We start from the raw sequence: 25,301 nt of genomic DNA on the forward strand, positions 1-25,301 counted from the left end.
TGTCCCCTTTCGACTGTGGTCAGTCCGTGAGCGTGCTCGGGTCGACGGGCGGCTTCGGCAGGTTCAGCGCGGCCAGTTCAGCCTTGCCGACGGCGTCGATCGGGAATGCCCAGGTGTTCACGAAGAAGTCCGTGAGGTCGTATCCGCAGACCCGGCTGGAATACGTGGCGAGCGCCCGGTAGCGCTTGTCGTTCTCCGTGTAGTCCGACTGGGGGTTCTCCTCGCGCACCAGCTTGTGCATGCGCGGCCAGAAGTCGTCACCGAAGGCGAGCTCCAGCTGGCGCAGAGGGACGAGCTTCTCGTACGCGCCGAAGGACTTCTCGTACGTCAGCCCCGCCGTGCCGAACTTGAGCTGTGCGGACTGGAAGTACGTGAGCCCGGTCTTCGGGTCGACCGTGAGGAGGTTGGACGGCTGCTTCAGGGTGCGCTGCGCGCCCAGCGAGTAGATGTTGACCGTGACCTCGGTCAGACCGCCCGGCTTGTACGCCATCTGCTGGTGGAGGTGGCCGAGTTCGTGGTACAGCCCCCAGCCGCGGGTCCGCAGCCCCTCCACCGTGGTGGCCCGGTCGAGGTAGGCGCGCGGGAAGCCGTTGTAGCCGTGTGTGGCATACGCGCCGACGCCGCTCGGCACCTTGCTGACCTCGGTGAAGTGGTATGGCCCCGCCTTGCGCCGGTGCACCGGCTTCGAGCCGTCGAGACCGCTGATCCGGGCGTGCGAGTCGATGATCGTCTCGACCAGCCCGAGCAGCGCCGCATGGTCCTCGCCGCGGTACAGGAGTGCGCCGTCGCGGGTGAGCGTCATGATCGTGTGCGGGGCGTGGAGTTCGACGTACGGCGAGGTGGTCAGTGTGTCGAGCTGGTGCTGGTAGTCGGCCTCGGAGGTACGGCCCAAGGTGAAGACCGGCATCGGGACGGCGCCTGAGCGGAAGACCACACCGGCGCGCTCGCCGTTCCCCGTCAGGGTCAGATAGACGGGGCCGCCGTGCGGGTCGGTCACGGTGTTCGTGCCCGCCGTCAACGGGTAGCTGCGGGGCTCGGCGATCTCGCCGTAGTAGTCCCACGCGCCGATCCAGAGCGTGGGTACCAGGCCGTCGTTCGGCTGGACGGTGAATGAGAGTGGGGTGGCGGCCGGGGCGTACAGGCCGGTGGGCTGGAACTCGGAGCCGCGCAGGGCCTGTCCGAGTCGCAGCCGCTCCGCCTCGGCGGCGGGTCGCGCGGTCACGCTCACCTTGACGGGCTGTGCGGTATCCGCGGCGGCGGTGGAGGGGGCAGTGGCGCCGATCGCGACTGCCGCTCCCATGCCGGCCGCGGCGGCGAGAACCGAGCGGCGGCCGACGGGGGAGGAGACCACGTCCGGAGGCGTGACGGCGGAGAAAGAGGACTGACGCATGCGGAACTCTCCCTGCAGAAACAATTGAGGGGCGGAAGCGTGCGGAACGGGTGAAGCTCGCCGTCAGCATGTAAGCGGTTGCTATCGAGCCGCAAGAGGTCTCAGGAAGTTACTGTTATTTACTATGGTCAACTGCGGTCAGTGGTGCAGTAACCGGTCACATTCGGGTGGACCGACCATACCGAGGTGCCACGGAATCGCGTACCACGATGTGGGTGCCGAGCCGCAGTGCGCCCGCGGTCGGCTCGCGCCAGTCGTCCTCGTCCCCACCGCCGACGGCCAGTCGGACGGCCTGCCGTCCCATCTCCTCCAGCGGCACATGAACGGTCGTCAGCCGCGGCCGAAGCTCCTGGGCGACCGGAATGTCGTCGTACCCCACCAGGGAGATGTCCTCGGGCACCCGCACCCCGGCCTCCTCCAACGCCTGGGCCGCGCCCGCCGCCACGATGTCGTTGGCGGCGAAGACAGCGGTGAAGACCGGTCCGTTCCGCAGCAGTTCCGCCATCCGCCGGTAGCCGAAGTTCCGGCTGAAGGTGCCGGGCTGGGCCAGCTCAGGGTCCGGCGTCACCCCGCGCAGCTCCAGGGCCCGCCGGTGCCCGGCCAGCCGGTCGCGGGTGGTGGAGAGCTTCGGCGGGCCGCCCAGGTAGAGGATCCGTTCGTGCCCCTGCATCAGCAGATGGTCGGTGATGGCGAAGGCGCCGCCCTCGTTGTCGTACTCGACCGCGGCCGTCGGTGCCTGCTCGCCCAACGGCGGCCTGCCGCACAGCACGAGCTTCGATCCGCCGGCGTCCAGCTCACGGGCCCGACGGGCCAGCTCCGAGGTGTAGCCCCGGTCGGCGACGCTGCCGCCGACCACGATCACCGCGTCGGCCCTGCGCTCGTGCATCAGCTCGACGAAGGCCAGCTCGCGCTGGGGATCGCCCTGGGCGCAGCACACCAGGCAGAGCCGCCCGCCGAGCGCGGCCTCCCGCTCCACACCTCGGGCGATGTACGCGTAGAAGGGGTCGATGAGCTCGTTGACGATGATGCCGACGGTGCGGCCGGAGGCGCCGGCAAGGGCGCGGGCGTGCGCGTTCACGACATAGCCGAGCTCGTGCATCGCGGCCTCGACCCGCTCCCTGGTCGCCTCCGCGACCGGGTAGTTGCGGTTCATGACGCGCGAGACCGTGGCGGTCGAGACGCCCGCCCGCCTGGCCACATCGGTGACGGTCGCCCTGCGCGGTCCGTCCACGGCAGTGCTCTGCCGGCGCATCCGGCTCACCCCCTGGTGACTGTTGTGTGACGCCGAGCCTAGTGCCCCTCCCGGCAAGCTTTCCCCCCTCGTGCCGTCCAGCACGCCCTCCCCCAATGCCTTGAGGGCCAGGGGGGGACCCCCTACCGCGTTGACCAAAAGCCCTGGTAGCGCCTTCCCCAAGCTCTCAACTTCGTTCGAGCCGGGGAGACCCCCTCCAAGGACGTCCGGCCGCCTGGCGATCCCACGCACGGGACCATGCTTCTCATGGGGCGAACATGGCCGGTCACGGCCTCGAGCCCGGGCGCGGGTGGGCTTCACGCGATCCTCCCCAGGTCGGCCCGGTGGACCGGATGGGTGAACGGCGCGCCCTGCGCGTACCGCACCAACTCGTCGACGGCGAGGGCCCCGAGCCGCCCCACTTCATTGCCCTGTGCGCCCGCCAGGTGCGGGGTGAGGAAGACGTTCGGCAGGTCCCACAGGGGGTGACCGTCCGGCAGGGGTTCGGGGGACGTGACGTCCAGAACCGCGTCCAGCCGCCCGCTGACCAGGTGCTCGGTCAGTGCCTCGGTGTCCACGAGGGGGCCGCGCGCGGTGTTGACGAGCAGGGTGCCGGGGCGCATCAGGGCGATCCTGCGCGCGTCGAGCAGTCCACGGGTCTCGGGTGTGTCCGGAGCGTGCACGGTGACGACATCGCTGGTCGCCACCAGGGTGTCCAGATCGGTCGGGGTGACCCCGAGCCGTCCGGCCTCGTCGGCGTCGATGTACGGGTCGTAGAGCAGCACCTCGGCATCGAGGATCCCGAGCAGTTCGATGACCCGGCGGCCGATCCGGGACGCGCCGACGACGCCGATGGTCAGTCCGTGTGTACCGAGCCAGTGATGCCGGTCGAGGTCGGCGGCGGTGCGGTGGGTCCGTCGGGTTCGGAAGAGACCGGCCAGCGGGAACACCCGTTTCGCACCCATGATGATCGCGGCCAGGGTGTACTCGGCGACCGGTACGGCATTGGCCGCCGCGGCCGAGGAGACCACGATGCCGCGGTCGAACGCCGTCGGCGACAGAAAGGTCTTCACCGTGCCGGCCGCGTGGATCACGGCGCGGAGCTGTGGGGCCCGGCCCAGCAGGGCCGCATCGACGGGCGGGCAGCCCCAGCCGGTGAGCAGGACCTCGGCCGAGGCCAGCGCCGCGGCGGCCTCCGGTGTGCCGAAATCCCTGACCGAGGAAGGGACGATGAGATCTGCGGACTCCTCCAGCCGGGTCCGTACGGGCGGCGGGAAGACGTCGTCGAGCAGTCCGGGGCTCATGGCCAGGACCGTGCGGGGCCGCCTCGGGGGCAGTTCCGCAGCGTCGGTGCCGGAATGAGCCGGTGCCTCTTCGGTGGTTCGCACCCTGCCTCCGGACAGTAAGCGTGTTCTATGGAATGACCGGCACGCTAGGTATCCCGAGGCCCGACCGTCAAGCGTGACCGTTGGTCAACTGTCCTTTTGCTCAGCTATTTTACTGTTTCACCCCCTGGGATTTGACCGTGAGAGCTCCGCGTAGCGCAGTCGTTTCTCCAGATCTCTTGACGCTTTGGTTAACCGCTTACTAACTTGCGGCCGCAGAAGGCTCACCATGCGCCAACCGGCCGAACAGGAAGCACCATGGCTGAAACAGCACCCCCGCTGCCTCGGGAAAAGCGGTCAAAACGGCATCAGAGGACCGGAACTTCTGCGTCTTCGTCGTCGACCCGGACCGTTCTTCCACAGAACAGCCTGACCGTCTGGCAGCGGATCAAGCGGGACCGGGTGATGCTGCTGCTGACCCTGCCGGGCCTGCTGTACTTCATCGTCTTCCACTACGTTCCGCTGCTCGGCTATGTCGTGGCCTTCCAGGACTACCAGCCGTACCTCGGGTACATGCACAGCGCCTGGGTGGGCTTCGCCAACTTCACCGCCGCGTTCGGCGAGCCGGCCTTCTGGTCCGCGACCTTCAACACCCTGGAGATCGCCCTCATCCAGCTGGTGTTCTTCTTCCCGATCCCGGTGGCCCTCGCTCTGCTGCTCAACAGCATCGTCAGCGAACGGATCCGGCGCTTCGTGCAGAGCGTCGTCTACCTGCCGCACTTCATCGGCTGGGTCATCATCGTCTCGATCTTCCAGCAGATCCTGGGCGGCGCCGGGCTGTTGCCCGATGTCCTCGGGGGGATGGGGCTGCCGCGCTACGACATGATGAGCGACCCCGACGCCTTCCCGTGGCTGCTGACCCTCCAGGTGGCCTGGAAGGACGCCGGCTGGGGAACGATCATCATCCTCGCGGCACTGCTCGGCATCGACAAGGGCCAGTACGAGGCCGCCGCGATCGACGGCGCCGGTCCCAGGCGCCGCCTGTGGCACGTCACACTTCCCGGCATCGCACCGGTCCTGATCCTTCTGCTGATCCTCAACCTCGGGCAGATCCTCTCCGTCGGCTTCGAGCAGATCCTGCTCCAGCGCGACGCGGTCGGCCCGGACGCCGGTGAGGTCCTCGACACCTACGTCTACTACCACGGCATCAAGGACAACGACTGGGGCGTCGCCGCCGCCGTCGGACTCGTCAAGGCGGTCATCGGCACCGCACTCGTCCTGGGCGCGAACAAGTTCGCCCACCGCCTCGGCCACGAAGGGGTATACCGCGGTGCTGACCGTTGAGAAGCCGCCCGCCACGTCCGTACCCGCCACGACGTCGGCGAAGAAGACTCCCCGTGGCAAGAAGCAGTCCGACGGCCGTCCGCCGTGGATGGAGAAGCCGACCCGCGTCGGGCAGGCCGCCAAGGGCCTCGCCATCGTCGTCGTGGTCGCCGCCGTCGCCTATCCGCTGCTCGGAGTCATCGGCACGAGCTTCGCCTCGCAGACCGACATCATCCGCAGTTCTGGGCTGGTCCTGTGGCCCGACCACCCCACCCTGGACGCCTACCGCACCATCTTCACCGGCGGAGTCGTCACCCGGGCGCTCGTGGTCAGTCTCGGCATCACGGTGTTCGGCACCCTCGCCAGCCTGCTCGTCACCGTCGGTATGGCGTACGGTCTCTCCCGCCGCGATGTCACCGGATCCCGCTTCATCCTGATGACCGCCCTGTTCACGATGCTCTTCAACGCGGGCATCATCCCCAACTTCTTGCTGGTCAAAGGACTTGGGCTGTACGACACCTACGCGGCGCTCGTCATGCCCACCCTGGTCAGCGCCTTCAACCTGGTCGTCCTGCGGTCCTTCTTCATGAACCTGCCCGAAGAGCTGTACGACGCGGCGAAGGTCGACGGGGCCGGCGACTTCCGCGTCCTCGTACGCATCGTCCTGCCGCTCTCCAAGGCTGTCCTCGCCGTGATCAGCCTCTTCTACGCGGTGACGTACTGGAACGCCTTCTTCAACTCGCTCCTGTATCTCAACGATTCCGACAAGTGGCCGCTGCCCATGGTCCTGCGCACCTATGTCCTCCAGGGCCAGAGCCTGAACGCCGCGTCGGCCGGTGAGGTCCTCGCCCCGCAGCAAGCCGTCCAGATGGCGGTCCTGGTGATCGCTGTCGTTCCGATCCTCTGCGTCTACCCGTTCCTCCAGCGCTATTTCACCAAGGGCGTGCTCACCGGCGCCATCAAGGGCTGACCGCCACTCCACCACCCCCTGCACTTCCTTTCCGTTCTCTCCCAAGGAGATTCCAGGTGTCGAGCTCCACCCCCATCAACCGCAGATCGCTGTTCCGCCTGGGCGCGGGCGTCGGTCTCGGTCTGGCCGCCGCTCCACTGCTCGCCGCCTGCGGCGACGGTGGCACGACCGCCAAGGCGGAGGCCAAGAGCGCCTCGCTGCTGCCGAACTCCGCGGTCCGTAACATCGGCCTCAATCCCGACCTCCAGGGGACTGCCACCGGCGTCCCGCAGGGCTTCTTCAGCTACCCGGCCAAGCCGCTGCGGGCCACCAAGGGCACTCCACTCAAGGGCGCGAAGCCGATCAGCGCGACGATGGAGACGTTCTCCCCGCCGCCGCCCGCGCGCGGCAACAACGCCGCTTGGCAGCAGATCGAGAAGCTCCTCGGCGGCCGGGTGGACATCACCGCCGTCCCCGCCGACGACTACGGCACCAAGTTCTCCACGATGGTCGCCAGCGACAGCCTGCCGGACCTGTTCATGTACCCGGAGTCCGGCGGCGTCGACAACAAGGCCGCCTTCCTCCAGGCCACCTGTGCCGACCTGACCCCGTTCCTCGCCGGGGACAAGATCAAGGACTACCCGAACCTGGCCGCGATCCCGAAGGGCGCCTGGCAGGCCGCCATCTTCGGCGGCAAGCTCTACGGTCTGCCGATCGCCCGCCCCGGCACCGGCGGCGCGGGCTTCTACCGCCACGACCTCTTCGCTGAGGCCGGGGTCACGAACCTGGACCAGATCACCGACCTCGACCGGTTCATCGAGCTCTGCAAGGAGCTCACCCGGCCCAAGAAGGACCGGTACGCGATCATCGCGGGTGCCACCACGATGCTCGCCATGTCCGCGGGCGCGCCGGGCGGCTGGCGGTTGGACGCCAAGACCGGCAAGTTCACCGTGGACCTGGAAACTCCCGAGTACCGACAGGCCGTCGAGACCGCCCGGAACCTGTACAAGGCGGGCTGTTACTACCCCGGCACCCTTCAGATGTCCGGGGCGCAGAAGGCCCAGTACACGGACATGTTCAAGAACGGCAAGGGCGCGTACGTCTATGACGGCATGCCCACCTATCTGGCGCCCGGCGTCGGCTACATCGCCGCGATGAAGGCGATCGACACGACGTACGACCCGCGCCCGTTCGTCCCGTTCGGCAAGGACGCCGTCACGTGGATGGACAACGTCGCGCTGCAGAACACGCACATCAAGAAGGCGTCCGGGGACCGCGTCAAGCAGATCCTCGCCTTCGCAGACTTCGCCGCCTCCCCGTTCGGCAGCGAGGAGTACACACTGATCAACTACGGCGTCGAGGGCACCGACTTCACCCGTGACGACAAGGGCAACCCGGCCCTCACCAAGCAGGGCACCCAGGATGTCACCGTGCCCTGGAAGTTCGCGGCCTCCGCCGTCCCCGCGATCTTCAGCGCCGACTCCGAGCAGGGCGTCCGTCACGTCCACGACGCGTTCACCAAGATGATTCCGATGATGGTGCCGGACCCGACCCTCCAGTACTCCTCGCCCACGTGGGATTCGAAGGGCTCCGGCAGCCTCATCACGCTGAAGGGGGACGCCCTGAAGGACATCATCGCCGGCCGCAAGCCGATGTCGGCCTACGACCAGCTGGTCAAGGACTACCTGGCCAAGGGCGGCGAGCAGGCCCGCGGCGAGTTCGAAGAGGCCTTCCAGAAGGGCAAGAACTGATGAGCTCTCCCACCAGCAGGCGGTCCGCGCTCCGACTCGGCGGCGCGGCCGTCGCGGCAGCGGTCGCCGTACCCGTCCTCGGCTCGCCCGCCCGTGCCCGCAGCCGGGGCTTCGACCCGGCCCCCGGCTCCGACGGCGTCGGCGACCCGCTCTTCCCGACCCTCGGCAACGGCGGTTACCAGGTCGTCCACTACGACCTGACCTTCGACTTCACCCCGGTGACGTACGACTTCACCGCCGTCGTGAAGATCAATGCCAGGGCGACCCAGGACCTGTCCGCGTTCAATCTGGACACCGACGGGCACACCATCGACTCCGTCACCGTCGCCGGGCGCACCGCCACCTGGGCGCTGTCGGCCGGCAAGAGCGGCCAGGAACTCACCGTCACCCCCGCCCGAGCCTTGCACGACGGGCAGCCGTTCACCGTCGAGATCCGCTACCACGGCAACGGCAAGGCACCCCGGCTCGGCCTCACCGGATGGAAGTTCGGCACCGACGGCGGTTTCGCCTCGGCCGCCCAGTCCTCCCGCGCCGACACGTTCCTGCCGTGCAACGACACCCCCTCCGACAAGGCCACCTGGACCTTCCACATCAGCGCGCCGCAGGGCTATGTCGCGACCGCCAACGGCGAACTGCTCGACAGGACCCCGCGCGCCGACGGCTCCACCGTCTGGCACTTCGCCCTGCGCGAGCGGATGGCGACCGAACTGATCGGCATCGCCGTCGTCAAGGGCACCTATCTGTACGGCACCAGCCACCGTGGACTGCCCCTGCGGCACATCGTCCCGCAGGGGCAGGAGGAGAAGTACGGCCCGATCGTCGCCCGTACCGCCGACCATCTGGCCTGGCTGGAGGAGAAGTTCGGCCGCTACCCGTTCTCCGTCTACGGCCTCCACATCTACGACGGGTACACGGACGCCCTGGAGAACCAGACCCTCTCCCTCTTCTCCACCAACTGGTTCAAGCTCAACGCCGACGGCCAGCCCGGCTACGAGACCACCATGGTCCACGAACTCACCCACCAGTGGTTCGGCGACTCCGTCACCCCGAACGACTGGCAGCAGGCCTGGCTCAACGAGGGCCCCGCCGTGTACTACGCCGGGCTGTACGGCGAGGAGCGCGGCTGGTCGGTCTTCGCGGACAAGATGAAGGCCACGTACGAGAAGCTCGACGCGGTCCGCGCCGCCGACGGCCCGCCCGGACGGCCCAAGGCGCTCGGCGGCACCAACATCTACGACGGTGGCGCGCTCGTCCTGTACGCCCTCGGCCGGCAGATCGGTCAGCAGAAGTTCGACCAGGTCATGCGGGAGTGGGTCAAGCGGTTCAAGGACTCCACCTACACCAGCGAGGAGTTCATCGCCCACACCGTCAAGATCACCGGCGACGCATCCCTCGACCCGTTCCTGCGCGACTGGCTCTTCGGAGCCGTGAACCCGCCCATGCCCGGACACCCCGACTGGAAGGTCGCCGCATGAACCGCCCGATGAACGTCATCCGGGGAACCGCCGCAGCCGTCACCGCCGCGGCTCTCGCCGCCCTCTTCGCCGCCCCGACCGCCCAGGCCGCACCCGGTGCCCGCACCCTGTACGCCGCACCCGACGGGCACGGCACCTCGTGTACCGTCGCCCGCCCGTGTTCACCGGAAGGCGCTCGCGACCAGGCGCGAACCGAGACCGGCCGTGACATCCGCGTCCTCCTCAAGGGCGGCACGTACCACCTCGACGCCCCCCTGCGGCTGGGTGCAGACGACTCCGGCACGGACGGACACACCGTCACCTGGACCGCGGCGCCGGACGCGCGCCCCATCCTGTCCGGCGGCCGCACCCTCACCGGATGGACGCAGAACACCGACGGCACCTGGAGCGCCGAGGTCCCGGCCGGTGTCACCCCGCGTCAGCTCTTCGTCGACGGCAAGCGTGCCACCCGCGCCCGGGGCGAGGCCTGCGCGGCGAGCGTCTGCGACGCCACGAAGACCGGCATGACCGGTGCGAAGGCCACCGGTATCGCCGACTGGCAGCGCCCCACGGACGCCGAGGCCGTCATCCGGGTCCGCTGGCGCAACTACCACTGCCGGATCGCGGGCGTCAGCGGCGACCTGCTCACCTTCGCCCAGCCCTGCTGGACGAACTCCGCGAGCGGTACCAACCGCACCGGACCCGCCTGGGACACCACGACGGTGGACTCCACCCGCTACAGCGGCGTCGCCTTCTTCGAGAACGCCCCCGAACTCCTCGACGAGCCGGGCGAGTTCGTGTGGAACTCGGCGGCCCGCACGGTCACCTACCTGCCGCGCAAGGGCGAGGACATGCGCCGCGCGCAGGCCATCACTCCGCACACCGAACAGCTGCTCGTCGTCGACGGCGCCCACGACGTCACCGTCAGCGGGATCGGCTTCGCGTATGCGGCGTACCGCCAGCCCGGCACCGACGAGGGCTACGCGGGCATGCAGGCCGGTCTCACCCTGACCGGAGCCACCGGCCCCGTCGATCATGCGGGCCGCTTCTACACCAAGCCGTCCGCCGCGGTCACCGTCCGCGGCGGAGAGCGCATCTCCATCGAGAACGCGCGATTCAGCGACCTCGGCGGGGCGGGCGCGACGCTCGAAGCAGGAACCAAGGACAGCGCCCTGACCCGTTCCACGTTCACCGACCTGTCCTCGGGAGCGGTGTACGTGGGTGACACCGAGCCGATGCCCTCGGCGGCACTCGCGGGCGAGCGGAACACGATCGCGTACAACACGATCACCCGTTCCGGAGTCGAGTACACCGACTCGGTCGGCATCTGGGCAGGTTACGAGGCCGAGCTGACCGTCGACCACAACAGCCTCGACCACCTCCCGTACTCCGGGATCTCGGTCGGCTGGGGCTGGAACCAGCCCGAGTCGCGAAAGTCCGTGCTGCGCGACAACAAGGTGACGAACAACCGGATCACGAACGTCATGGAGGTCGCCCACCAGCAGCACGACGGCGGGGCGATCTACACCCAGGGCGCCCAGCCCGGCACCGTCGTCTCCGGCAACTACATCAACCGCTCCGCCTTCGGCAACACCGAGCGCGACGGCAACGGCATCTACCTCGACGAGCAGTCCTCGTACATAGCCGTCGAGAACAACGTCATCACCCGTATCGGCTACAAGTGGGTCTCCAACTGGGCGGACTACGGCATCCAGAACACCGCCCGCAGCAACTGGACCGACACTGCGGCGCCCGCGCTCGGTGGAACGGGGTCCGTCATGACGGACAACTCGACCGGCCTGGACCGGCTGCCGGCCGAAGCCCTCGCCGTCGCCGCACGGGCCGGCGCCCACGGCGGCCCCGTCGAACAGCTCCGCACCGACCTGGCACGCACGGGCACCGCAAGCCAGTCCTCGACCGAGGGCTCGGCCGGTGCGGCGCTCGCCCTCGACGCCGACACCAACACGGACACCCGGACGCTGTCCGAGGCGGGTGCCTGGTGGCAGGTCGACCTGGGCGCGACGAAGCATGTCCGCCAGATCGAGATCTGGAACAACTCGTCGACCACGACAGCGGACTTCGACGTCATCACTGACGACGGCACGGTCCACGTCAGTGGCAAGGCGCTGCGTCCGACCGTCCTCAACGTGGACAGCAGGACCCGCACGGTGAAGATCGCCCTGTCGGGAACGGGCCGCGTGGCTCTGTCCCAGATCCTGATCCACCCGTAGGTCTGCGGTTTCACCGCAGGTGATGCACCCCGCCGGACGGGCCCTGGCCCGTCCGGCACCCTCATGGCGCTGGTCAGGCTGTTTGGGGTGAGTACGCGAAGGGGCGACGAGGGCAGGATTCGAACCTGCGTCCACCCGGGATCAGAGCCGGGCGCTCCTCCGCAGAGCCTCCTCGTCGCCGGGACAGGTCGCGTTCCTGAAAGGCGGCGTGGTCGTCGCTCCACTGCTTGGTCAGGCGGATGACGGTGGCCGGGGACAGGCCGGCCGTTCCGCCGAGAAACTGCTCCAGGGCGGGTACGAAGTCCCCGGACGACAGGCCGTGCAGGTAGAGCAGCGGCAGCACCTCGGAGATCTTCGGCGACTTGCGGCACCACGGTGGCAAGATCTTCGAGGAGAACCGCCTGCGCTCGCCGGTCTGCTCGTCGACGCGCCGGTCGTTGATCCGTGGGGCCTTCACCTCAACCGGTCCGGCTGCAGTGACCACGGTCCGGGGCCGGTGGTGGCCGTTGCGGACGACCAGGCAACGGCCGACCTCGTCGGCCCCGACGGCCAACTCAGCTATGTACTGGTTGACTTCTGCTTCCAGTGCGGCGGCCAGCATCCGGCGGGCGCCCGTGAGATCGGAGTCAAGGTCTTGTGCCCCCAGCCCAAGCTGCCGGCGGTACGACCAAGTACGGTGCGGAACCGTAACCGCCCCGCCTCGATGCTTGCTTCCCACAGCCCTGCGGCGTCACCGGACACCGAGAGGGACTGGAGCCCATGCTCCTGCGCGCGGAAGCCGGCGTCGACCACATTCTGGTCCAGCATCCCCATCGCAGTGAGCGTCGTATGGCCACAGGACACCGCGTCATCGGGGCTCCCGGAGCCGTTGGCCAGCAGGGCATAGCGCAGGACCAGGGCGGCGAAGAAGGTGTAGGTGCCGACGACGTCGGTGACCTCCTCGTCGCCGGTCCACTGCAGCTCCGGGAACCGCTCCAGCACACGTACGCGCTCCGCGGCGTCGGAGAGCGGGCGGTCGACATGCCAGAGGTCGCGTACGGACTCCACGTAGAAATCCACGTCGCCTTCCCGGCTCCCTCCGCCCACCCGCAGCCCCACAAACAGTGGCGCCATACGTTCGGCGCAGGCGGCTACGTACAGACGGACCATCTCTCCGTTCCCGCTGCGAAGGGTCGTCGTGACGGCCTGTTCCACCAACGTCTCCACGCCTCCACCTTTCCTGTAAGCCGTCCGTATAGCCGACATGCTCGCAGGAGGCTGGCGCGTTCCAGCGCCTGGTCACCAGCGCCGCAACAGGTGAACGCTCAGCGGGTGGCCAAGCCCGGAAAGCTTGGTGTCCGGGAGTCAGTGGCCGCCGAGGCCCCATGCGTCGAGTCCGCCGTAGATATGGGCCTCCAGGCAATGGGGGGCGGCGAAGCCTACGGCTTCGCCGCGGTAGATGGCGATGAGCGAGTCCTTGCCCCGCCACCAGGTGTCGGTGAGTCCCCGGACTTCAGGCACCGGCTCGAACCCGTCAAGGTTCACCTGTTCGACGGCGTCACCCTTGATCTTTGTGACGGTCTTGGCCCAGTAGCCCGCGTGGTGGGCCAATGCCAGTGCTTCCACCCATCCCTCCGTGCTGGCGTGCAGAGGTGTCCAGCGGTCGGCGTCGATCCCGAACTCGCCTCCGGGACCGATCATGAATCCGTGGGCCATGGACACGCGGCAGTCGCCGGCCGGGAAGTGCCATCCGTCCGCGGCCGGGCCCTCGGGAACGTCGGCTTCGAGAACGCGCGGGCCGCCCTCGTACGCGGGGGCCGGGGGCAGGGCGATGCCGCCCCAGAGCTCCTGGAACGCCACGGCTCGGTCGATCTCCGCAGCGGGTATCCCGTCCTTGAGCCATACGTCCCGATGCCGCCGGATGTCCCGGCGGGGAACACGCACCCCGTGCGCTTCGACGAAGTACCGGGCCCGGCGGCTCAGGCCTTCTGGCGCCCGAGGGGTCAGCGGCACTCGCGCGTCGGCCCTCATGGCTGCCGCCTGTGGCGGGAAGGGTGAAGCACCGCCGCGGCGATCTCCCGTACCCGGTCCCGGGTGATTCCCGTGCGCTGTTCGACGGCGAGGGGGTGGTCGGTGGGTTCGAGTTCGACGAAGGGGCGCTCGCCGACCGGCCGGGTGTGGACGTAGGTCTTCAGGTTGAGGGTCGTCGGCGAGTAGGCAGAGAGGTCGGTGGTGAGCCAGCCGAAGTAGGGCTCCTCCGCTTCTCGGCCGGTGGTGTCCCACAAGTCCGCCCCGCGGGAGAAGTTCTCGCGGCTGAGCGAGACCCAGACAGCCCAGGAAAACACCTCATCGCTGCCGATGGCCGGTATCTCGATCAGACCCTTGACGAAGTAGTGCTGTGCCCGGATCACGCACTGGTCCGACGAGAGCAGACACTCGTCCGCGTCAGCGAAGGCAGGATCCCACACGTCCGGGGCCTCGGCCGTGTAGTTCATGGGCAGCTCAGTGTGGTGCGCCCCGCAGCACGAGCAGAGGAATCCGAGATCACTGGTCATGACGCGGAGCCTAGTGACCGCATTGCCACTCTTGATCGGCACCCAGGGGAACCAGCAACGAGCATGCAGACCAACCAGTTCGCCCGGGACCTACACCACCCTCGGAACCCACGACCCCTCTACAGGTGGCCCTGCCTCTACCGCGACCGAGACTTCCCCGGGGGCGACAACGGGACAGGTTCGGGCCGTGGACAACTCTGAGATCACGATCAAGCCGACCTCCGACGAGGCGCTCGTCCTCTCGGACTGGTTGGAGCGAGTTCAGATGACGGATCTCAGCCGTCTCGTCGACAATCCGGCCGCATGGGCCCCGATCCACAAGATCGCGGGAACGTTGGACAAGGCACTTCCCGGGATCTTCGCCGCTGACTATGCGGGGCGTCTGGATGCAGCAAGGCATCGTCTCCGGGAGACCACGGGCAGCTTCACCGAAGAGCAAGACGGCTGACCTGCCACACGCTTCCGCGAAAGGCATTCCGTTGAGAACGCCCACCTCTCGGCGCTCACCATCAACAACGCGTATTCGTCGCGCCTCATGCGTCGGCGCTGAGCGGGAACATGACGCTCAACCGTGGCAGCCTGCGAGCCGCCTCGTCTTCATCCCGAACATTCCAGCGTTTCCCGGCCAGGCCCTGGCTGACCGCTTGCTCGCCCCGCTGGGTCTCCACAGCCGCATAGAAAGCATCCCCGCACTCGTCGGGATCCCCGGTCACAAGCCCATGGGCTTCCAATGCCACATAGTCGAGCGATTCCCACCCGGGCCAGTCATCACCCCAGGTCCTCCAAGGTCGCCCCGCCAGGCGCAGGACCTCAGGAGTGTCAGCCAGAGCATCAGGGTCGAGCACGGCTCGCCCGAAGGCGTCTTTGCCCAGCCCGACCATCCAGAGGCCGAAGTAGCAGAAGTCGTCATCCGAACACCGGCCTCCGAAGATCCGCTCCGCCGCAGCTACCAGCTCCCAGGTGAAAGCCTGACGGGTCACCTGGTCCAGGCACATGTGGAACTCAACGATCTCCGCCAGCGGCCTGTGCGACAAATCAGAACGAAGCCGTGCAAGTCGCGCCTCTCTGCCCGCTGCCTGTCGGCGACACGTCTCTACAAGTGCCCAGAACTTCTCAAGGTTCACGAAGAGCACCCTGCCAAGCACCACTGACACGGACGGGCCACCCTGGCGCCATCACCACTTCCACGAAAGCCAGATCGTTTGAGGTCGCCACCGGCTCGTAGTCCCAGAACATCTGGCGCCTATGCAGGTCAGCGTCACGTCAACTGCCGCCTGCGCTGCGACAGGACACAGGTCAAGCATCCCGCTCGTATGGGTGATTGGGCTCTGATGCTGGTGCCCCTGGTGGAAGCCTGCTGGCACCGTGGGCTCACCCAGGGCCGCGTCGATGGTGCTGTCGGTGCGAGGCAGCGTGCCCGCTCGCCGATGTCGTTCTCGTGCTCGCAGCAGGGACTCGGCGAACGCCTGTACTTGGGGTCGAAGCGGGAGCGTGGTGGCCTCGATGCGGCGTTGGTGGCTAGTCGTTCGGCGTGGTCGGTGGCAAGGGCGAGGCCTCGCTGGGGGAAGAAGTCCTCAAGCGCGCGGGCGAGGGAGCCCATCGAGCGGCCGAGGCGGCGGGCGCGAGACGCTCCAGTAGGCTGCGCTGGCCATGGACGCGCACGCCGAACCCGAGCGGATCCGGTACAACATGGACTCTGCCAGTCCGCCGATCCGGCAGCTCTTCCGGGACGTCATCGCCGACCGCCTGTCGGGCCGCAGGCCGCCCCAGGCCGCGATGCTGTTCGACACCGAGATCGACCCAAACTGGGACGACCGAAGCTTCCTCGGCGACTTCTACAACGAGATCCTCCACCAGGACACCTGCCAGCCCGCCACCGCTGACGGCCTCGCCCTGCTCGCGGCCCTCGCCGCCGACGACCGGATTCCCGCCCGACACCGGTTCCAAGCCGTCGACCTGCTGTTCAGGGCTGCCACCGTTGCTGAGCGCCACCTCGCCGAGACCTGGCCGGCCACCCCGCAACACGCCGATCCCGACAGCGAGGCCCAGGCCCGCAGCGCGGTCCAGGCCCGCAGCGCGGTCCAGGCTCACGTTCCAGATCTGCTGACCCGCTGGTCGGCCGAATGCCCTGCGGTTCGCCTCGTCCTTGCCGGACTCGCCGTCGTCTTCCCGACGAACCGCACCCTACCCGCACTGACACCGCGCCTGCAGACCTTCACGCACCAGCACCCCCAGGGCACCGAAATCGGCGACTACGTGCGGTTCGTCCTCGTGCTGGCCGCTCAGGACGACGACCGAATCCTCGCGGTGACAGAGAAGCTCACTGACGCCCACTGGCCGGGAACGTCGCGCGGAGTGCCGACACGGGCACGAACCCTCCACCTCCTCGGCCAGATGCTGACCAAGGTTGGAGCCGGACTCACCCGGCCACACGCCGGACAGTGACGCCCCGCGAACACGACGAGCGACGCAGCGCGCGTCGCTCGCGCTGCTAGGGGAGGCCCGCCGCCCGGGCTCCGCAGACTGTTCAGTACCGCCCAGTGCGGCAGCTGGTCTTGACCGGTCCGGCCATCCCGCCAGGTCCACGACAGTGGCGATGCTGACGACCTGGAACAGCTCGAACCGCCGGGCGGGTCGATCCTCTGCATGGCGTGGATTGTGCATGCCTCAACTGGACTCGGCTTGGGGGTGTCCCGCTCTGCTGGTCCGGGCCGTTGCTTCTGGCTCAGTGGGTCCGCTAGTGGCTGAGTCCCCGGCGCGGTCCGGGGTGTTGCGGGCCGTCGAGCCATAGGTCATTTGCTGCTGACGTCGTTGTGGCGCCGTGGCAAGTCGTGGACGGAGGCGACGTCGAAGGATTTGGAGGACTACGAGGACTGGCGTTGCCGGGCCGAGGCAAATGGACAGCGGACCGGCGGGGCGAAGTGGAATCGAGGACTGGCGGCGTTCGCGAGTTTGTACGGGTGGGCCACGCGGGAGGGTTCTTCGTCCCGGACCTCTCGCAGGCCTCGGCGCTGGGCGGGGCCGGTGAAGGCAATGTTGGCCTGGCAGCGGCGGCGGAGCAGGAAACAGATGCCTTCGACCGCGTTGAGTTGCGGTGCGTACCGAGGCAGGCGGTAGGCGGTGATCCGGTCGTGGGCGCCGATGAAGGCGCTCACGCGGGCGTCTCGGTGGACGCTCAAGTTGTCCCACACGAGCCCCCTGCGTGCAGTGAGCGCGCCGCTGTGCGCAGGGCTGTGACGAGTGGCGAGGTGTCGGCGGCTCGAGTGCACAGCGAGATGGGGCACGGTTCGACATCGGTGATCGGGACGAAGGTGACTTCGGGGTGGCGGTAGCCGTTGGCAACGAAGCCGCCGGTGATCGCGATGGCCTGTCCCGCTGCCACGGTCTCCAGCAACTCGTCCATGGTGCGGACCGATGGGCCGTAGCAGACGGGGACGCCGCTGGGGCGGGGATCGCAGGCCCACCAGCGCACCCAACTGGGATCGGCTTCGTCGCCGGTGACGTGGGTTTCGCCGTCGAGGTCTGCGAGTTCGACCGTCTCCCGTGTCGCGAGGCGGTGTGTGAGGGGCAGCGCCACGATCCGGGGCTCGTGGTGCACGACGTCGAGGCGAAGGCCGGTTGTGTCGGCTATCGGGGGCCGAACCAGCGCAGCGTCCACCACTCCATCGCGCACGGCGGAGGCCTGTTGCGGCCAGGCCAGCTCCACGCGCTGGACGGACACGTCGGGCACCTCGCGGCGTAGCTCGTCGATCAGGTGCCGGATGCGTGGACCGGCCGAGGCGGTGATGAAACCGAGCCGCAGCGTGGCAGCGAGTTCGCGGCGGTGGGCCTCGACGGCGGCGACGGCCCGGTCGGCTGCGGCCAGCGCATGACGCGCCTCGGCGAGGAAACGGTGGCCGGCGGTGGTGGGGCGGACGGGATGGGCGGAGCGGTCGATCAGTTCGACGCCGAGCGTGCGCTCCAGCTTGCGTACCTGCTGGCTCAGGGCGGGTGCGCTGATGTACAGCTTCTCCGCCGCGCGGCCGAAATGTCCCTCGTCGACGACCGCGACGAGGTAGCGCACGAGGTGCAGGTTGAGGTCCATGTCGACTCCTCCCGCTGCAGGGTGGCGGCGCAGCTCACTCGACTGTAGCGCCTGTGACCTGCGGCGTTAACCCATGGGTTTACGGAGGGAGGCATGTTTGTCATGGATTCTCGCGAGCGGCGTGTCCAAGGATGGGAGCACGTTGAACCGACTCGATGAGGAGCCATGGTGAGCCGCTACGAACACGACTTCACGCACATGTTCGCGGACCTGGAGAAGCAAATCGCCGAGACCGACAACCCGCGGCATCGGGCGATTCTGAAGAACTATCGCCTGCACGGCCTGCTGGAGGTCTCTGGGCGGTACAAGGAGCTGCTGGCGCCGAACATGACCGTCGAGCACCCGCACTACCGCCTCCACGAGGGCGGCACGTCGATAATCCTCGACGGCATGGCCCAAGTCACCGCGTTCTACCAGTCGCTGGTCGAGGCGAACGCTCTGGTCATGTGGGTGAACAAGCATGACATCGCCGTCAACGACCACGGGTTCGCGGGCGAGGTCGAGTTCTCCGCGTTCATGCCCGGCGCAATGCTCGGCGAAAGCGTGTTCGGATCGGTGCAGGCCGGCGACGACCCCCACGACATCTACCTGCTCAAGCGCACGCTCGCGTTCGTCTGGCCCTACGACGAGCGCTGTCGGCTGATCGGCGAACACGTCTACGAGGACACCGCCTCCCGGGAGATCACCAAACCCGATCCGGCCGATGTCATCACTGCCGAGCGGGCAGCCGAACTGCTCGCTCCGGAGATCGCCAAGGAGCTGCCGTGAGCGTCGCACTGGTCACCGGTGGCGCCGGCGGCCTCGGGGTCGCCATCGCCGCCCGCCTGGCCGAGGAGCACGCGGTCCTGCTCACCGATGTCAACGCCGAGCGCATCGCCGAGGCCTCCGGCAGGTTGGCTGCCAATGGCGCGAAGGTCGCCCACGCCGTCTGCGACGTCAGCCGGCGGGACTCGGTGCAGGCCGCATTCGCCGCCGCCGAGGAGCAACTGGGCGAGGTGACCGTGCTGGCGAACGTCGCTGGGGTCGGAAAGTTCCATCCGTTCACCGAGCTGACCGAGGAGATGTGGGACCGCACATACGCGGTCAACGCCCGAGGCACATTCCTTACCTGCCAGGAGCTCGTCCGCCGCCGGGCCGGCCGCCCCGGCGCAATCGTCAACATTGCCTCGATCGGCGCCCGCCTCGGCATGGAGATGGTCGCCGACTACGGCTCCTCGAAGGCTGCGGTCATCGAGCTGACCCACACGATCGCTCGGATCGGCGCCCCCAGCGGGTTGCGGGCCAATACGGTCATGCCCGGCCTGATCTGGACCGACATGTGGCGGACCACGGCCGAATGGCTGCTCGCCAACGGTCTCGCACCCGCCGACGCCACTGCGGAGCAGGTCTTCGCCGGAACGGTCGACCGGATGGTTCCGATGAAGCGCCCGCAGACCCCAGCCGACATCGCCGAGATGGTTGCCTTCCTGCTCTCCGAGAAGGCAGCCAATATCACCGGCCAGACCATCGCCGTCGACGGCGGCACGGTCATGACCTGAGAAGCGGTTGTCGACGCCGACGGCGAGGTAGACCGGTCTGGAAGCCACTGATCCAGAGCGGATGTTGATCCAGAGGGCGTCGATGTAGATGATCGGCCAGATCGTATCCAGCGACCGGTTCTGCCACGCGGCGAGCTCGTCGAGCGTGGGAGAGCGCAGGTCTCCCGGGCACCGGCACGGTGACGGTGTCGCAACTGGAGAAGGCGCGCGCAGAGCTGCAGGGCTGAGCCACACCTGGAGCGCGCATGCCGGGCCGGTGTTGCAGCCCGGCGAACCTCCGGGCGGGAGCGTCCCGCAGGCGCTGGAACAAGGCCTCTGCGACCTCGTCGTAGACCTGACGTTGCGGGCCGTTGGTGAAGACACTGCGCATGTAGCGGCGCGCCGTGATGTAGGCGATGAAGGCTGCCGTGTCCAAGTCAGTGGCGGACAGCTCGTACGGCAGGGTGTGAGCAAGCGCGCCTTTGCCGGTCATCGTCACTTCGCGGCGGTGCTGCTCGTGGATGAGTCGGGCCAATTTGGCTTCCATCCGGCGCAGCAGCCGGAAGCGGCGTATCTGTCGTGTTCCTGGGAACAAGCAACGCAGAGTGGCGATGCAGCCCGGCCTCAACGGCTGGGCACGGGCCAGCGGGCTGACTCGAACTCACTGTGTGCCTGCGGCAGACGGATAAAAAAGTGCTCTGCGCCGGTATTACGGGCTCGCATGACCGGCCATTGCCGGCGCCTCCACCAGCAGCCTTCCGTGAATCGGTCGGTATCCCAGCGATCGATCCACCGTCGTCATGGGCAGGTTCGCCTGGTTGACGGTCGAGGTGACGGCGTGCACTGCGGGGCCCAGCGACACGTCTGCTCGGGGTCGGTCAGCACGGGCGGTCCGCCCATCCATCGCCGTCCTCCCGGCCCGTCGTCGATCTTCACGTAGAGTGCGGTGTTGAGGGTCTCCAAGTCGGGCCTCACAAACGGAACTTGGGGGACTTCGTCTCGTCCCCACGTTCGAACTCCGGTCCATCACTCGAACGAGTTCGTCCACACGCTGACTGAACGGAGTCCCACCGTCATGCCAGACACCACCTCGGCCGACCTCAGCCCCCGCGATGTCCTGGCCCGCTTCCATCGCGCGATGCTCGACAAGTCCGCGGACGACCTGGCTGATCTGTACGCGGTCGGCGCCCTGCACGAGTTCCCGTTTCTCGGCTTCCCTGGCATGCCTGAGCGCTACCAGGGACGGGAAGAAGTCCGTGCAGGCTATCGAGCGGCCTGGGGCACGAGCCCGGCGCAGCCTCAGAGGATCCACGACGTTCTCGTCCACGAAAGCATCGACCCCGAAGTGATCACTGTCGAGCAGGTCGTCGCTGGAACCGTGACCACAACCGGCCAGGCGTTCAGCTTCCCCGGCCTCCTGGTGCTCCGGGTCCGGAACGGCCTGATCGTGCATGTCCGGGACTACATGGACGGCCTCCGCATCGCCCACACGATGGACCGACTGACCGCCGTGGTTGCCGGCCTCGATGCCGGCCGGATGGAAGCGACGCAGCCCTGATCCTGCTCACATGGCGCTCAACGCCGCTTTGGTCCGCGAGGTGCCGTAGCTGTCGTCGCGCGCCCGCCAGGGATTACGGGGCAGCCCTTAGTAGGGCTTTGTTAGGTGCGGTGGTAGAGGTGCCTGTCGGCAACGGCCCGCCACGCTCAGCGCCGTGCCCCGCCCCCACGGCAGTTGTCGGGGAGGGCGGGGCACGGCGCGGGCAGGGCCCGGGATCAGCCGGTCGGGGCGAGGGCGTAGCCCCACCACACACCGTGCTCCCTGGCCAGTTGGATGTGTAGGTGCTTGCCGCCCGTCAGGGTGAGTTCTGCCTCGGACGTGCCGCCCTGAGGTGACTTGAGACGCTGCAGGATCGGCCGGTTGTCGCGTACGGGTTCGGTACGGGCCGTGACCGGACCGTCCGCCGCCGCGGCGAGGAGACTCAGGAAGTCCGAGGACTCCTGGGTCACCGCCGTCCCGTCGGGGTAGCCGTCGTGCAGTTCGTCGATGCCCTTCACGTCCCCGTTCGCTAGGCGCTGGACGAACACCGTCAGGAATGTACGCACCTCTTCGGGCGGACGCTCGCCCTCGTAGACGACACTCATCTTCGGCGAGGCGGCGAGTGCGTACGGGGTGTCGTCGGTGCGGTTGAACCACCAGACGGCAGCCGCGCACAGCACGACGAGGACCGCGGCCGCCCCGGCGAGGGCGGTGATGTGCTTACCAGCGCGGAGTGACATGGGCGATCCAGACTGAGTACGGGTGGTTACGGCTACGGGCAGCTGCCATGGTCGACGTGCGGTACTTGCTGGTGTGCTGCGCGATGGTGACGCTGCTGCCGGACTTGGCGATGACCACGGCCGCGTGCTGGATGGGCTTGTTGCTCTTGAACTTCCAGAAGACCACATCACCCGGGGTGGCCTGGCTGTCGTACTTGCGCCAGGTCACCTTCGCTTCCTTTCGGGGCGGTTCAGCTCGCCCTTGGCCCGCTGATCCCGCCGGGCCAGCGGGCCAAGCATCTCGGCGGCGAAGGCCTCCAGGCGCAGCCGGACCTCTTCCATCTCCTCAGGTGTCACACCTGAAAGAAGATCACAACCTATCCGGTAAGGATCACTTGGGATACCTAACAAAGCCCTATTAGTGGTCGGCTCCGGAAGTCCTTCGGGGGTTGATCAGGCTGCCAGGGCGGCGGAGGATTCTTCGTGGTGATCGGTGGTGTGCCGATCGAGCCTGGCCAGCAGATCGTCCAGGGCGGAGGTGGTGAACCTCCACTGGAACGGCTGTGCCGTGGCGTTGTAGCGGTCTTCGAAAGCTCGGAGCCGGTCCCCGACCTGGGCCAGGTCGGGGAAGTCGTTGGGCGAGACGACTTTGCGCTGCACGACGGAGAAGTAGATCTCCACCTGGTTCAACCAGGAGGCGTGCACCGGGGTGTGGACCATGACCGCGTTCGGGTGGGCCGCGGCCAGCCGGTCGGCGGCCTTCTTGCCACGGTGGGAGGAGCCGTTGTCGACGATCCAGAACACGCGCTTGGCGCTGGCGTACGGCTCCTTGCCCATCACCTGGGTGACCAGGTTCATGAACGGGTCGATGCCGGTGCGCGCTTCGGTGCGGCCGAACACGCGGACGCGGTGGACGTCGTAGGCGGCGAGGTAGGCCAGGGCGCCGCCGCGTCCGTAGGTGTGGTTGACCCGCATCGCCCGGGCCTGGCCGGGGGCGAGGGTGGGGTGGCAGCGGCAGCGGGCCTGGATGGAGGTCTTCTCGTCGGCGCTGATGACGTACTCGTCCGCGCCGAGCCGTGTGCCGTTCCAGGTGCGGGCGTACAGGTCCAGCACGCGCTCGGCCTTGGCGCGGAAGCCAGGGTCGGTGATGAAGATCCAGGAGCGGTGCTGCCAGGGCTTGAGGGCGTCCCGCGTCAGCCAGCGGCGCACGGTGGAGGCCGACAGGAAAGCCGCGATGCCGCGCTCGACCGCCTCGCGGGCCAGCTCCGGGCACGACCAGCGGGACAGCGGCACGCCGGTCTCGGCGGGCAACTGGCAGGCCAGCGCCGCGACCTGAGCCGTCTGGAGTGCGGTAAAGGAGGGCGGGCGGCCGGTGCGCTTGCGGTCCGCGAGGCCGGGCAGCCTCTTCTCAGCGAAGCGGCCCCGCCACCTGCGCACGGTGTCTACGTGCACACCGACCCGCTCCGCGATTCGAGCGTTGGCCAGCCCACGTGCCGCGTGCAGGACGATTTGTGCGCGGAGGCGCAGCCGGTACTCGGTCTTGTGGCCCCAGGCCATCTTCGTCAGCCGGTACCGCTCGCTGGCCGCCAGGGCTATCGGGCATGCGGTGGCAACGGGCACGGACACCTCTCGACCGCTGGTTGTGGCCTGGCGGAACTACTTATTTCTGTGAGACATATGTGTCGACATGCGCCTGCAGGGCGCCGTTCGGCGGCGGAGCGGCCCGGTCCACGCAGTCGGTCCTCGAGGGGAGACGGTGGGACCGGGCGCCCGATGTTCGACTCAGGCGCGGCCTTTCAGGCGTGCCCAGGGACGGCGACGCGAAGATCGAGGAGCTGTTGCGTATGCACGGGCACGTGGTTTTCGGCGAGGCCATCGATGAGGCTTGCCAGCGGGATCGGCTGGTCCAGCACGAGTGCGTCATTGGACAGGAGGAGCGACGGCACCGGAATCGAGGCGGCTTCCTCGTTGAGCTGATCGGCGATGTCGCACAGGACCGTGGCCTGGCTCCGGACGTGATCAATCAGGTCCGCCCGGCCTGAGTGCTCGGTGATGATCCGGTCAAGATTCCAAGTGTCGAGGGAGATCCGGTTGTCGAAGGTGGGCCGCGAGCCGGCGACGACGCCCAGAGCAACCGCTGCGATCGAGGCGTCGACGCTGAGGAGATGGGCCAATATCTGGTCGGCGTTCCATCCTCCATCGTCCGCGTCGCCGAGGTCGGGAATGGCCGCCGCATCGAGCAACCTTTCGTAGGCGCTGCGAAGTACTGTCGTGTCCATAACGTGCTTCCCTTCAGTCGGGGCGTGTCGAACTCGAATCCCGCTCCGCTGCCTCAGCGACGCGTTTGATGTTGGCCAACCGCCGGTCCCAGTCGGCCGCGAGCGAGGCCATCCACCGTGCCGTCGTGTCCAGCGCCGCGGGCCGCACCGCGTACCGCACCTCGCGCCCGATCCGGCTGCCGGAAACCAGCCCGGCGGCGTCCAGGACGGCGAGGTGCTTGACCACCGCCTGCCGCGAGACGGGAAGGTGTTCGGCCAGCGCCGTCGCGGTGGCCTCGCCCTGTGCGGCGAGCAGGTCAAGCAGTTGACGTCGCGTTGGGTCGGCCAGCGCACCGAGGACGCTGTCGACGACCTCGGCGGCGCCGGGACGTTCTTCCGTCACGTGGAGGGCTGTTCGGCGCGCGTCTTGAGAGCGTCGAGCTCCAGGGGCCAGCCTTCGCTGTGGTCCTTCAGGTTCTGACTGCGCAGTTCCTCGGACCCGGCCAGCGCCGCGAACCCGCTCTCGACGACGCGCAGCCGCGTCTGGTCGCCTTCCGGGGTCAACGTGAACTCCACGAGGGTGCTGTTGTCCTCGCGCAGCTCTTCTCCGGGGAACGCGCTGGTCCAGCGGTACGCCAGGTACGTGGGCGGCTCGACCTTCTCCACGCGCACCGGGAAGTCGCCGTGCTCGGCGTTCTTCGCCACCATCGACTCACCTTCCCTGGCCACGGTGCCGGGCAGGCTCGCCTTGTCGGCCACCCAGAACCCGGGTTGGGCCACCAGCGACCAGACCCGCTCCAGGGGTGCCGCGATCAGGGTTTCGCGTTCGATCCGGTACTCGCTCATGAGGGGACTCCTCTGTCATTGCCATTGAGTGCAACTTCAGAGTTGCACATCGAAGCCTCAGGTGCAACCCAAGGGTTGCACCTAGGTGCTCATCGTTGGTTGGTGATGATGGATGGGGGCTGGGTGAGGGCCGTGGGGCTGCCCAAAGACCG

Annotated in this window: 26 protein-coding genes, 1 tRNA gene and 2 pseudogenes; 10 read left to right on the plus strand and 19 right to left on the minus strand. The window is 68.1% G+C overall.

Annotated features, from left to right (window positions below; genetic code table 11):
- Positions 1-19: 19 nt before the first annotated feature.
- From ACNPQM_RS24445 to ACNPQM_RS24455, 3 genes are all read right to left on the minus strand, one after another.
- Positions 20-1,390, minus strand: coding sequence for a M60 family metallopeptidase (locus ACNPQM_RS24445; RefSeq protein ID WP_418085730.1), 1,371 nt, complete (start codon positions 1,388-1,390; stop codon positions 20-22).
- A 157-nt stretch (positions 1,391-1,547) separates the two neighbouring features.
- Positions 1,548-2,642: a LacI family DNA-binding transcriptional regulator gene (locus ACNPQM_RS24450; RefSeq protein WP_418085731.1), complete on the minus strand. Its 1,095-nt coding sequence runs from the start codon at positions 2,640-2,642 to the stop codon at positions 1,548-1,550.
- 296 nt (positions 2,643-2,938) lie between these two features.
- Positions 2,939-3,925: a hydroxyacid dehydrogenase gene (locus ACNPQM_RS24455; RefSeq protein WP_418085732.1), complete on the minus strand. Its 987-nt coding sequence runs from the start codon at positions 3,923-3,925 to the stop codon at positions 2,939-2,941.
- A gap of 339 nt (positions 3,926-4,264) precedes the next feature.
- Between ACNPQM_RS24455 and ACNPQM_RS24460 the strand changes: the two genes are divergently transcribed.
- The 5 genes from ACNPQM_RS24460 (at position 4,265) to ACNPQM_RS24480 (ending at position 11,654) form a co-directional block, all read left to right on the plus strand.
- Positions 4,265-5,290: an ABC transporter permease gene (locus ACNPQM_RS24460; protein ID WP_418085733.1), complete on the plus strand. Its 1,026-nt coding sequence runs from the start codon at positions 4,265-4,267 to the stop codon at positions 5,288-5,290.
- Between the two features lie 88 nt (positions 5,291-5,378).
- Positions 5,379-6,239, plus strand: a complete 861-nt coding sequence (locus tag ACNPQM_RS24465) for a carbohydrate ABC transporter permease (protein ID WP_358860030.1) — start codon at positions 5,379-5,381, stop codon at positions 6,237-6,239.
- Between the two features lie 56 nt (positions 6,240-6,295).
- A complete protein-coding gene (locus ACNPQM_RS24470; protein WP_418085734.1) occupies positions 6,296-7,969 on the plus strand; it encodes a hypothetical protein in 1,674 nt (557 codons plus the stop codon).
- Positions 7,969-9,444 carry a M1 family metallopeptidase gene (locus tag ACNPQM_RS24475; protein WP_418085735.1) on the plus strand — a complete coding sequence of 492 codons (1,476 nt, stop codon included), beginning with the start codon at positions 7,969-7,971 and terminating at the stop codon, positions 9,442-9,444. The genes ACNPQM_RS24470 and ACNPQM_RS24475 overlap by 1 nt, the downstream gene beginning before the upstream one ends.
- Positions 9,441-11,654 carry a right-handed parallel beta-helix repeat-containing protein gene (locus tag ACNPQM_RS24480; protein WP_418085736.1) on the plus strand — a complete coding sequence of 738 codons (2,214 nt, stop codon included), beginning with the start codon at positions 9,441-9,443 and terminating at the stop codon, positions 11,652-11,654. Before ACNPQM_RS24475 ends, ACNPQM_RS24480 begins: the two co-directional genes overlap by 4 nt.
- A 104-nt stretch (positions 11,655-11,758) precedes the next feature.
- Here the strand turns inward: ACNPQM_RS24480 and ACNPQM_RS24485 are convergent.
- The 5 genes and pseudogenes from ACNPQM_RS24485 to ACNPQM_RS24505 form a co-directional block, all read right to left on the minus strand.
- A tRNA-Gln gene (locus ACNPQM_RS24485) sits at positions 11,759-11,831 on the minus strand.
- Positions 11,832-11,835: 4 nt separating this feature from the next.
- Positions 11,836-12,300 (minus strand): annotated as a pseudogene (locus ACNPQM_RS24490) (transposase); the annotation flags it as partial.
- On the minus strand, positions 12,213-12,860 hold the full coding sequence (locus ACNPQM_RS24495) for a hypothetical protein (RefSeq protein ID WP_418085737.1): 648 nt from the start codon (positions 12,858-12,860) through the stop codon (positions 12,213-12,215). The pseudogene ACNPQM_RS24490 and the gene ACNPQM_RS24495, both read right to left, overlap by 88 nt.
- A gap of 138 nt (positions 12,861-12,998) precedes the next feature.
- Complete coding sequence (locus ACNPQM_RS24500; RefSeq protein WP_418085738.1) at positions 12,999-13,664, minus strand: hypothetical protein; 666 nt, start codon at positions 13,662-13,664, stop codon at positions 12,999-13,001.
- Positions 13,661-14,128, minus strand: coding sequence for a DUF2199 domain-containing protein (locus ACNPQM_RS24505; protein ID WP_418085757.1), 468 nt, complete (start codon positions 14,126-14,128; stop codon positions 13,661-13,663). Before ACNPQM_RS24505 ends, ACNPQM_RS24500 begins: the two co-directional genes overlap by 4 nt.
- 247 nt (positions 14,129-14,375) lie before the next feature.
- Between ACNPQM_RS24505 and ACNPQM_RS24510 the strand changes: the two genes are divergently transcribed.
- Entirely contained in the window at positions 14,376-14,636 is a 261-nt protein-coding gene (locus tag ACNPQM_RS24510; RefSeq protein ID WP_418085739.1) for a hypothetical protein, read from the plus strand.
- Between the two features lie 85 nt (positions 14,637-14,721).
- Here the strand turns inward: ACNPQM_RS24510 and ACNPQM_RS24515 are convergent, their stop codons facing one another.
- Positions 14,722-15,312 carry a DUF4240 domain-containing protein gene (locus ACNPQM_RS24515; RefSeq protein ID WP_418085740.1) on the minus strand — a complete coding sequence of 197 codons (591 nt, stop codon included), beginning with the start codon at positions 15,310-15,312 and terminating at the stop codon, positions 14,722-14,724.
- A gap of 526 nt (positions 15,313-15,838) precedes the next feature.
- Here ACNPQM_RS24515 and ACNPQM_RS24520 point away from each other — a divergent pair.
- Positions 15,839-16,633, plus strand: coding sequence for a hypothetical protein (locus ACNPQM_RS24520; RefSeq protein ID WP_418085741.1), 795 nt, complete (start codon positions 15,839-15,841; stop codon positions 16,631-16,633).
- 419 nt (positions 16,634-17,052) lie between these two features.
- Here ACNPQM_RS24520 and ACNPQM_RS24525 read toward each other — a convergent pair whose 3' ends face one another.
- Both ACNPQM_RS24525 and ACNPQM_RS24530 read right to left on the minus strand, forming a co-directional pair.
- Complete coding sequence (locus tag ACNPQM_RS24525) at positions 17,053-17,343, minus strand: hypothetical protein (RefSeq protein ID WP_418085742.1); 291 nt, start codon at positions 17,341-17,343, stop codon at positions 17,053-17,055.
- 20 nt (positions 17,344-17,363) lie between these two features.
- Positions 17,364-18,272, minus strand: a complete 909-nt coding sequence (locus tag ACNPQM_RS24530; protein WP_418085743.1) for a LysR family transcriptional regulator — start codon at positions 18,270-18,272, stop codon at positions 17,364-17,366.
- A gap of 165 nt (positions 18,273-18,437) precedes the next feature.
- Here ACNPQM_RS24530 and ACNPQM_RS24535 point away from each other — a divergent pair, with 165 nt between their 5' ends.
- Positions 18,438-19,040, plus strand: coding sequence for a hypothetical protein (locus tag ACNPQM_RS24535; protein WP_418085744.1), 603 nt, complete (start codon positions 18,438-18,440; stop codon positions 19,038-19,040).
- Positions 19,037-19,810 carry an SDR family NAD(P)-dependent oxidoreductase gene (locus ACNPQM_RS24540; protein ID WP_418085745.1) on the plus strand — a complete coding sequence of 258 codons (774 nt, stop codon included), beginning with the start codon at positions 19,037-19,039 and terminating at the stop codon, positions 19,808-19,810. Before ACNPQM_RS24535 ends, ACNPQM_RS24540 begins: the two co-directional genes overlap by 4 nt.
- A gap of 9 nt (positions 19,811-19,819) precedes the next feature.
- Here ACNPQM_RS24540 and ACNPQM_RS24545 read toward each other — a convergent pair.
- Positions 19,820-19,954, minus strand: a pseudogene (locus tag ACNPQM_RS24545) (transposase); the annotation flags it as partial.
- Between the two features lie 910 nt (positions 19,955-20,864).
- On the opposite strand from ACNPQM_RS24545, the gene ACNPQM_RS24550 reads away from it, so the two are divergent.
- Positions 20,865-21,347 carry a nuclear transport factor 2 family protein gene (locus tag ACNPQM_RS24550; protein WP_418085746.1) on the plus strand — a complete coding sequence of 161 codons (483 nt, stop codon included), beginning with the start codon at positions 20,865-20,867 and terminating at the stop codon, positions 21,345-21,347.
- A 215-nt stretch (positions 21,348-21,562) separates the two neighbouring features.
- On the opposite strand, the gene ACNPQM_RS24555 is transcribed toward ACNPQM_RS24550, so the two are convergent.
- From ACNPQM_RS24555 to ACNPQM_RS24585, 7 genes are all read right to left on the minus strand, one after another.
- On the minus strand, positions 21,563-22,066 hold the full coding sequence (locus ACNPQM_RS24555) for a hypothetical protein (protein ID WP_418085747.1): 504 nt from the start codon (positions 22,064-22,066) through the stop codon (positions 21,563-21,565).
- Positions 22,047-22,274: an amidase domain-containing protein gene (locus ACNPQM_RS24560; protein ID WP_418085748.1), complete on the minus strand. Its 228-nt coding sequence runs from the start codon at positions 22,272-22,274 to the stop codon at positions 22,047-22,049. The genes ACNPQM_RS24555 and ACNPQM_RS24560 overlap by 20 nt, the downstream gene beginning before the upstream one ends.
- Positions 22,271-22,402 (minus strand): hypothetical protein, encoded by a 132-nt coding sequence (locus tag ACNPQM_RS24565; protein WP_418085749.1) that lies wholly within the window; start codon positions 22,400-22,402, stop codon positions 22,271-22,273. The genes ACNPQM_RS24560 and ACNPQM_RS24565 overlap by 4 nt, the downstream gene beginning before the upstream one ends.
- A gap of 96 nt (positions 22,403-22,498) precedes the next feature.
- On the minus strand, positions 22,499-23,665 hold the full coding sequence (locus tag ACNPQM_RS24570; RefSeq protein ID WP_418085750.1) for an IS630 family transposase: 1,167 nt from the start codon (positions 23,663-23,665) through the stop codon (positions 22,499-22,501).
- Between the two features lie 176 nt (positions 23,666-23,841).
- Positions 23,842-24,288: a hypothetical protein gene (locus ACNPQM_RS24575; protein WP_418085751.1), complete on the minus strand. Its 447-nt coding sequence runs from the start codon at positions 24,286-24,288 to the stop codon at positions 23,842-23,844.
- 49 nt (positions 24,289-24,337) lie between these two features.
- A complete protein-coding gene (locus ACNPQM_RS24580; protein ID WP_376462646.1) occupies positions 24,338-24,706 on the minus strand; it encodes an ArsR/SmtB family transcription factor in 369 nt (122 codons plus the stop codon).
- Positions 24,703-25,149: an SRPBCC domain-containing protein gene (locus tag ACNPQM_RS24585; RefSeq protein ID WP_376208836.1), complete on the minus strand. Its 447-nt coding sequence runs from the start codon at positions 25,147-25,149 to the stop codon at positions 24,703-24,705. Before ACNPQM_RS24585 ends, ACNPQM_RS24580 begins: the two co-directional genes overlap by 4 nt.
- Positions 25,150-25,301: the final 152 nt, after the last annotated feature.

Source organism: Streptomyces sp. NPDC056231, from assembly GCF_048270745.1.
Taxonomy (GTDB): Bacteria; Actinomycetota; Actinomycetes; order Streptomycetales; family Streptomycetaceae; genus Streptomyces.

What these genes read in the sequence shown, in the direction of transcription:
- ACNPQM_RS24500 (WP_418085738.1), bottom strand. Translation starts at nt 13,664, where the DNA reads ATGAGGGCCGACGCGCGAGTGCCGCTGACCCCTCGGGCGCCAGAAGGC.
- ACNPQM_RS24520 (WP_418085741.1), top strand. Translation starts at nt 15,839, where the DNA reads ATGGACGCGCACGCCGAACCCGAGCGGATCCGGTACAACATGGACTCT.
- ACNPQM_RS24555 (WP_418085747.1), bottom strand. Translation starts at nt 22,066, where the DNA reads ATGTCACTCCGCGCTGGTAAGCACATCACCGCCCTCGCCGGGGCGGCC.
- ACNPQM_RS24535 (WP_418085744.1), top strand. Translation starts at nt 18,438, where the DNA reads ATGGTGAGCCGCTACGAACACGACTTCACGCACATGTTCGCGGACCTG.
- ACNPQM_RS24450 (WP_418085731.1), bottom strand. Translation starts at nt 2,642, where the DNA reads ATGCGCCGGCAGAGCACTGCCGTGGACGGACCGCGCAGGGCGACCGTC.
- ACNPQM_RS24585 (WP_376208836.1), bottom strand. Translation starts at nt 25,149, where the DNA reads ATGAGCGAGTACCGGATCGAACGCGAAACCCTGATCGCGGCACCCCTG.
- ACNPQM_RS24460 (WP_418085733.1), top strand. Translation starts at nt 4,265, where the DNA reads ATGGCTGAAACAGCACCCCCGCTGCCTCGGGAAAAGCGGTCAAAACGG.
- ACNPQM_RS24530 (WP_418085743.1), bottom strand. Translation starts at nt 18,272, where the DNA reads ATGGACCTCAACCTGCACCTCGTGCGCTACCTCGTCGCGGTCGTCGAC.
- ACNPQM_RS24475 (WP_418085735.1), top strand. Translation starts at nt 7,969, where the DNA reads ATGAGCTCTCCCACCAGCAGGCGGTCCGCGCTCCGACTCGGCGGCGCG.
- ACNPQM_RS24550 (WP_418085746.1), top strand. Translation starts at nt 20,865, where the DNA reads ATGCCAGACACCACCTCGGCCGACCTCAGCCCCCGCGATGTCCTGGCC.
- ACNPQM_RS24480 (WP_418085736.1), top strand. Translation starts at nt 9,441, where the DNA reads ATGAACCGCCCGATGAACGTCATCCGGGGAACCGCCGCAGCCGTCACC.
- ACNPQM_RS24445 (WP_418085730.1), bottom strand. Translation starts at nt 1,390, where the DNA reads ATGCGTCAGTCCTCTTTCTCCGCCGTCACGCCTCCGGACGTGGTCTCC.
- ACNPQM_RS24505 (WP_418085757.1), bottom strand. Translation starts at nt 14,128, where the DNA reads ATGAACTACACGGCCGAGGCCCCGGACGTGTGGGATCCTGCCTTCGCT.
- ACNPQM_RS24455 (WP_418085732.1), bottom strand. Translation starts at nt 3,925, where the DNA reads ATGAGCCCCGGACTGCTCGACGACGTCTTCCCGCCGCCCGTACGGACC.
- ACNPQM_RS24465 (WP_358860030.1), top strand. Translation starts at nt 5,379, where the DNA reads ATGGAGAAGCCGACCCGCGTCGGGCAGGCCGCCAAGGGCCTCGCCATC.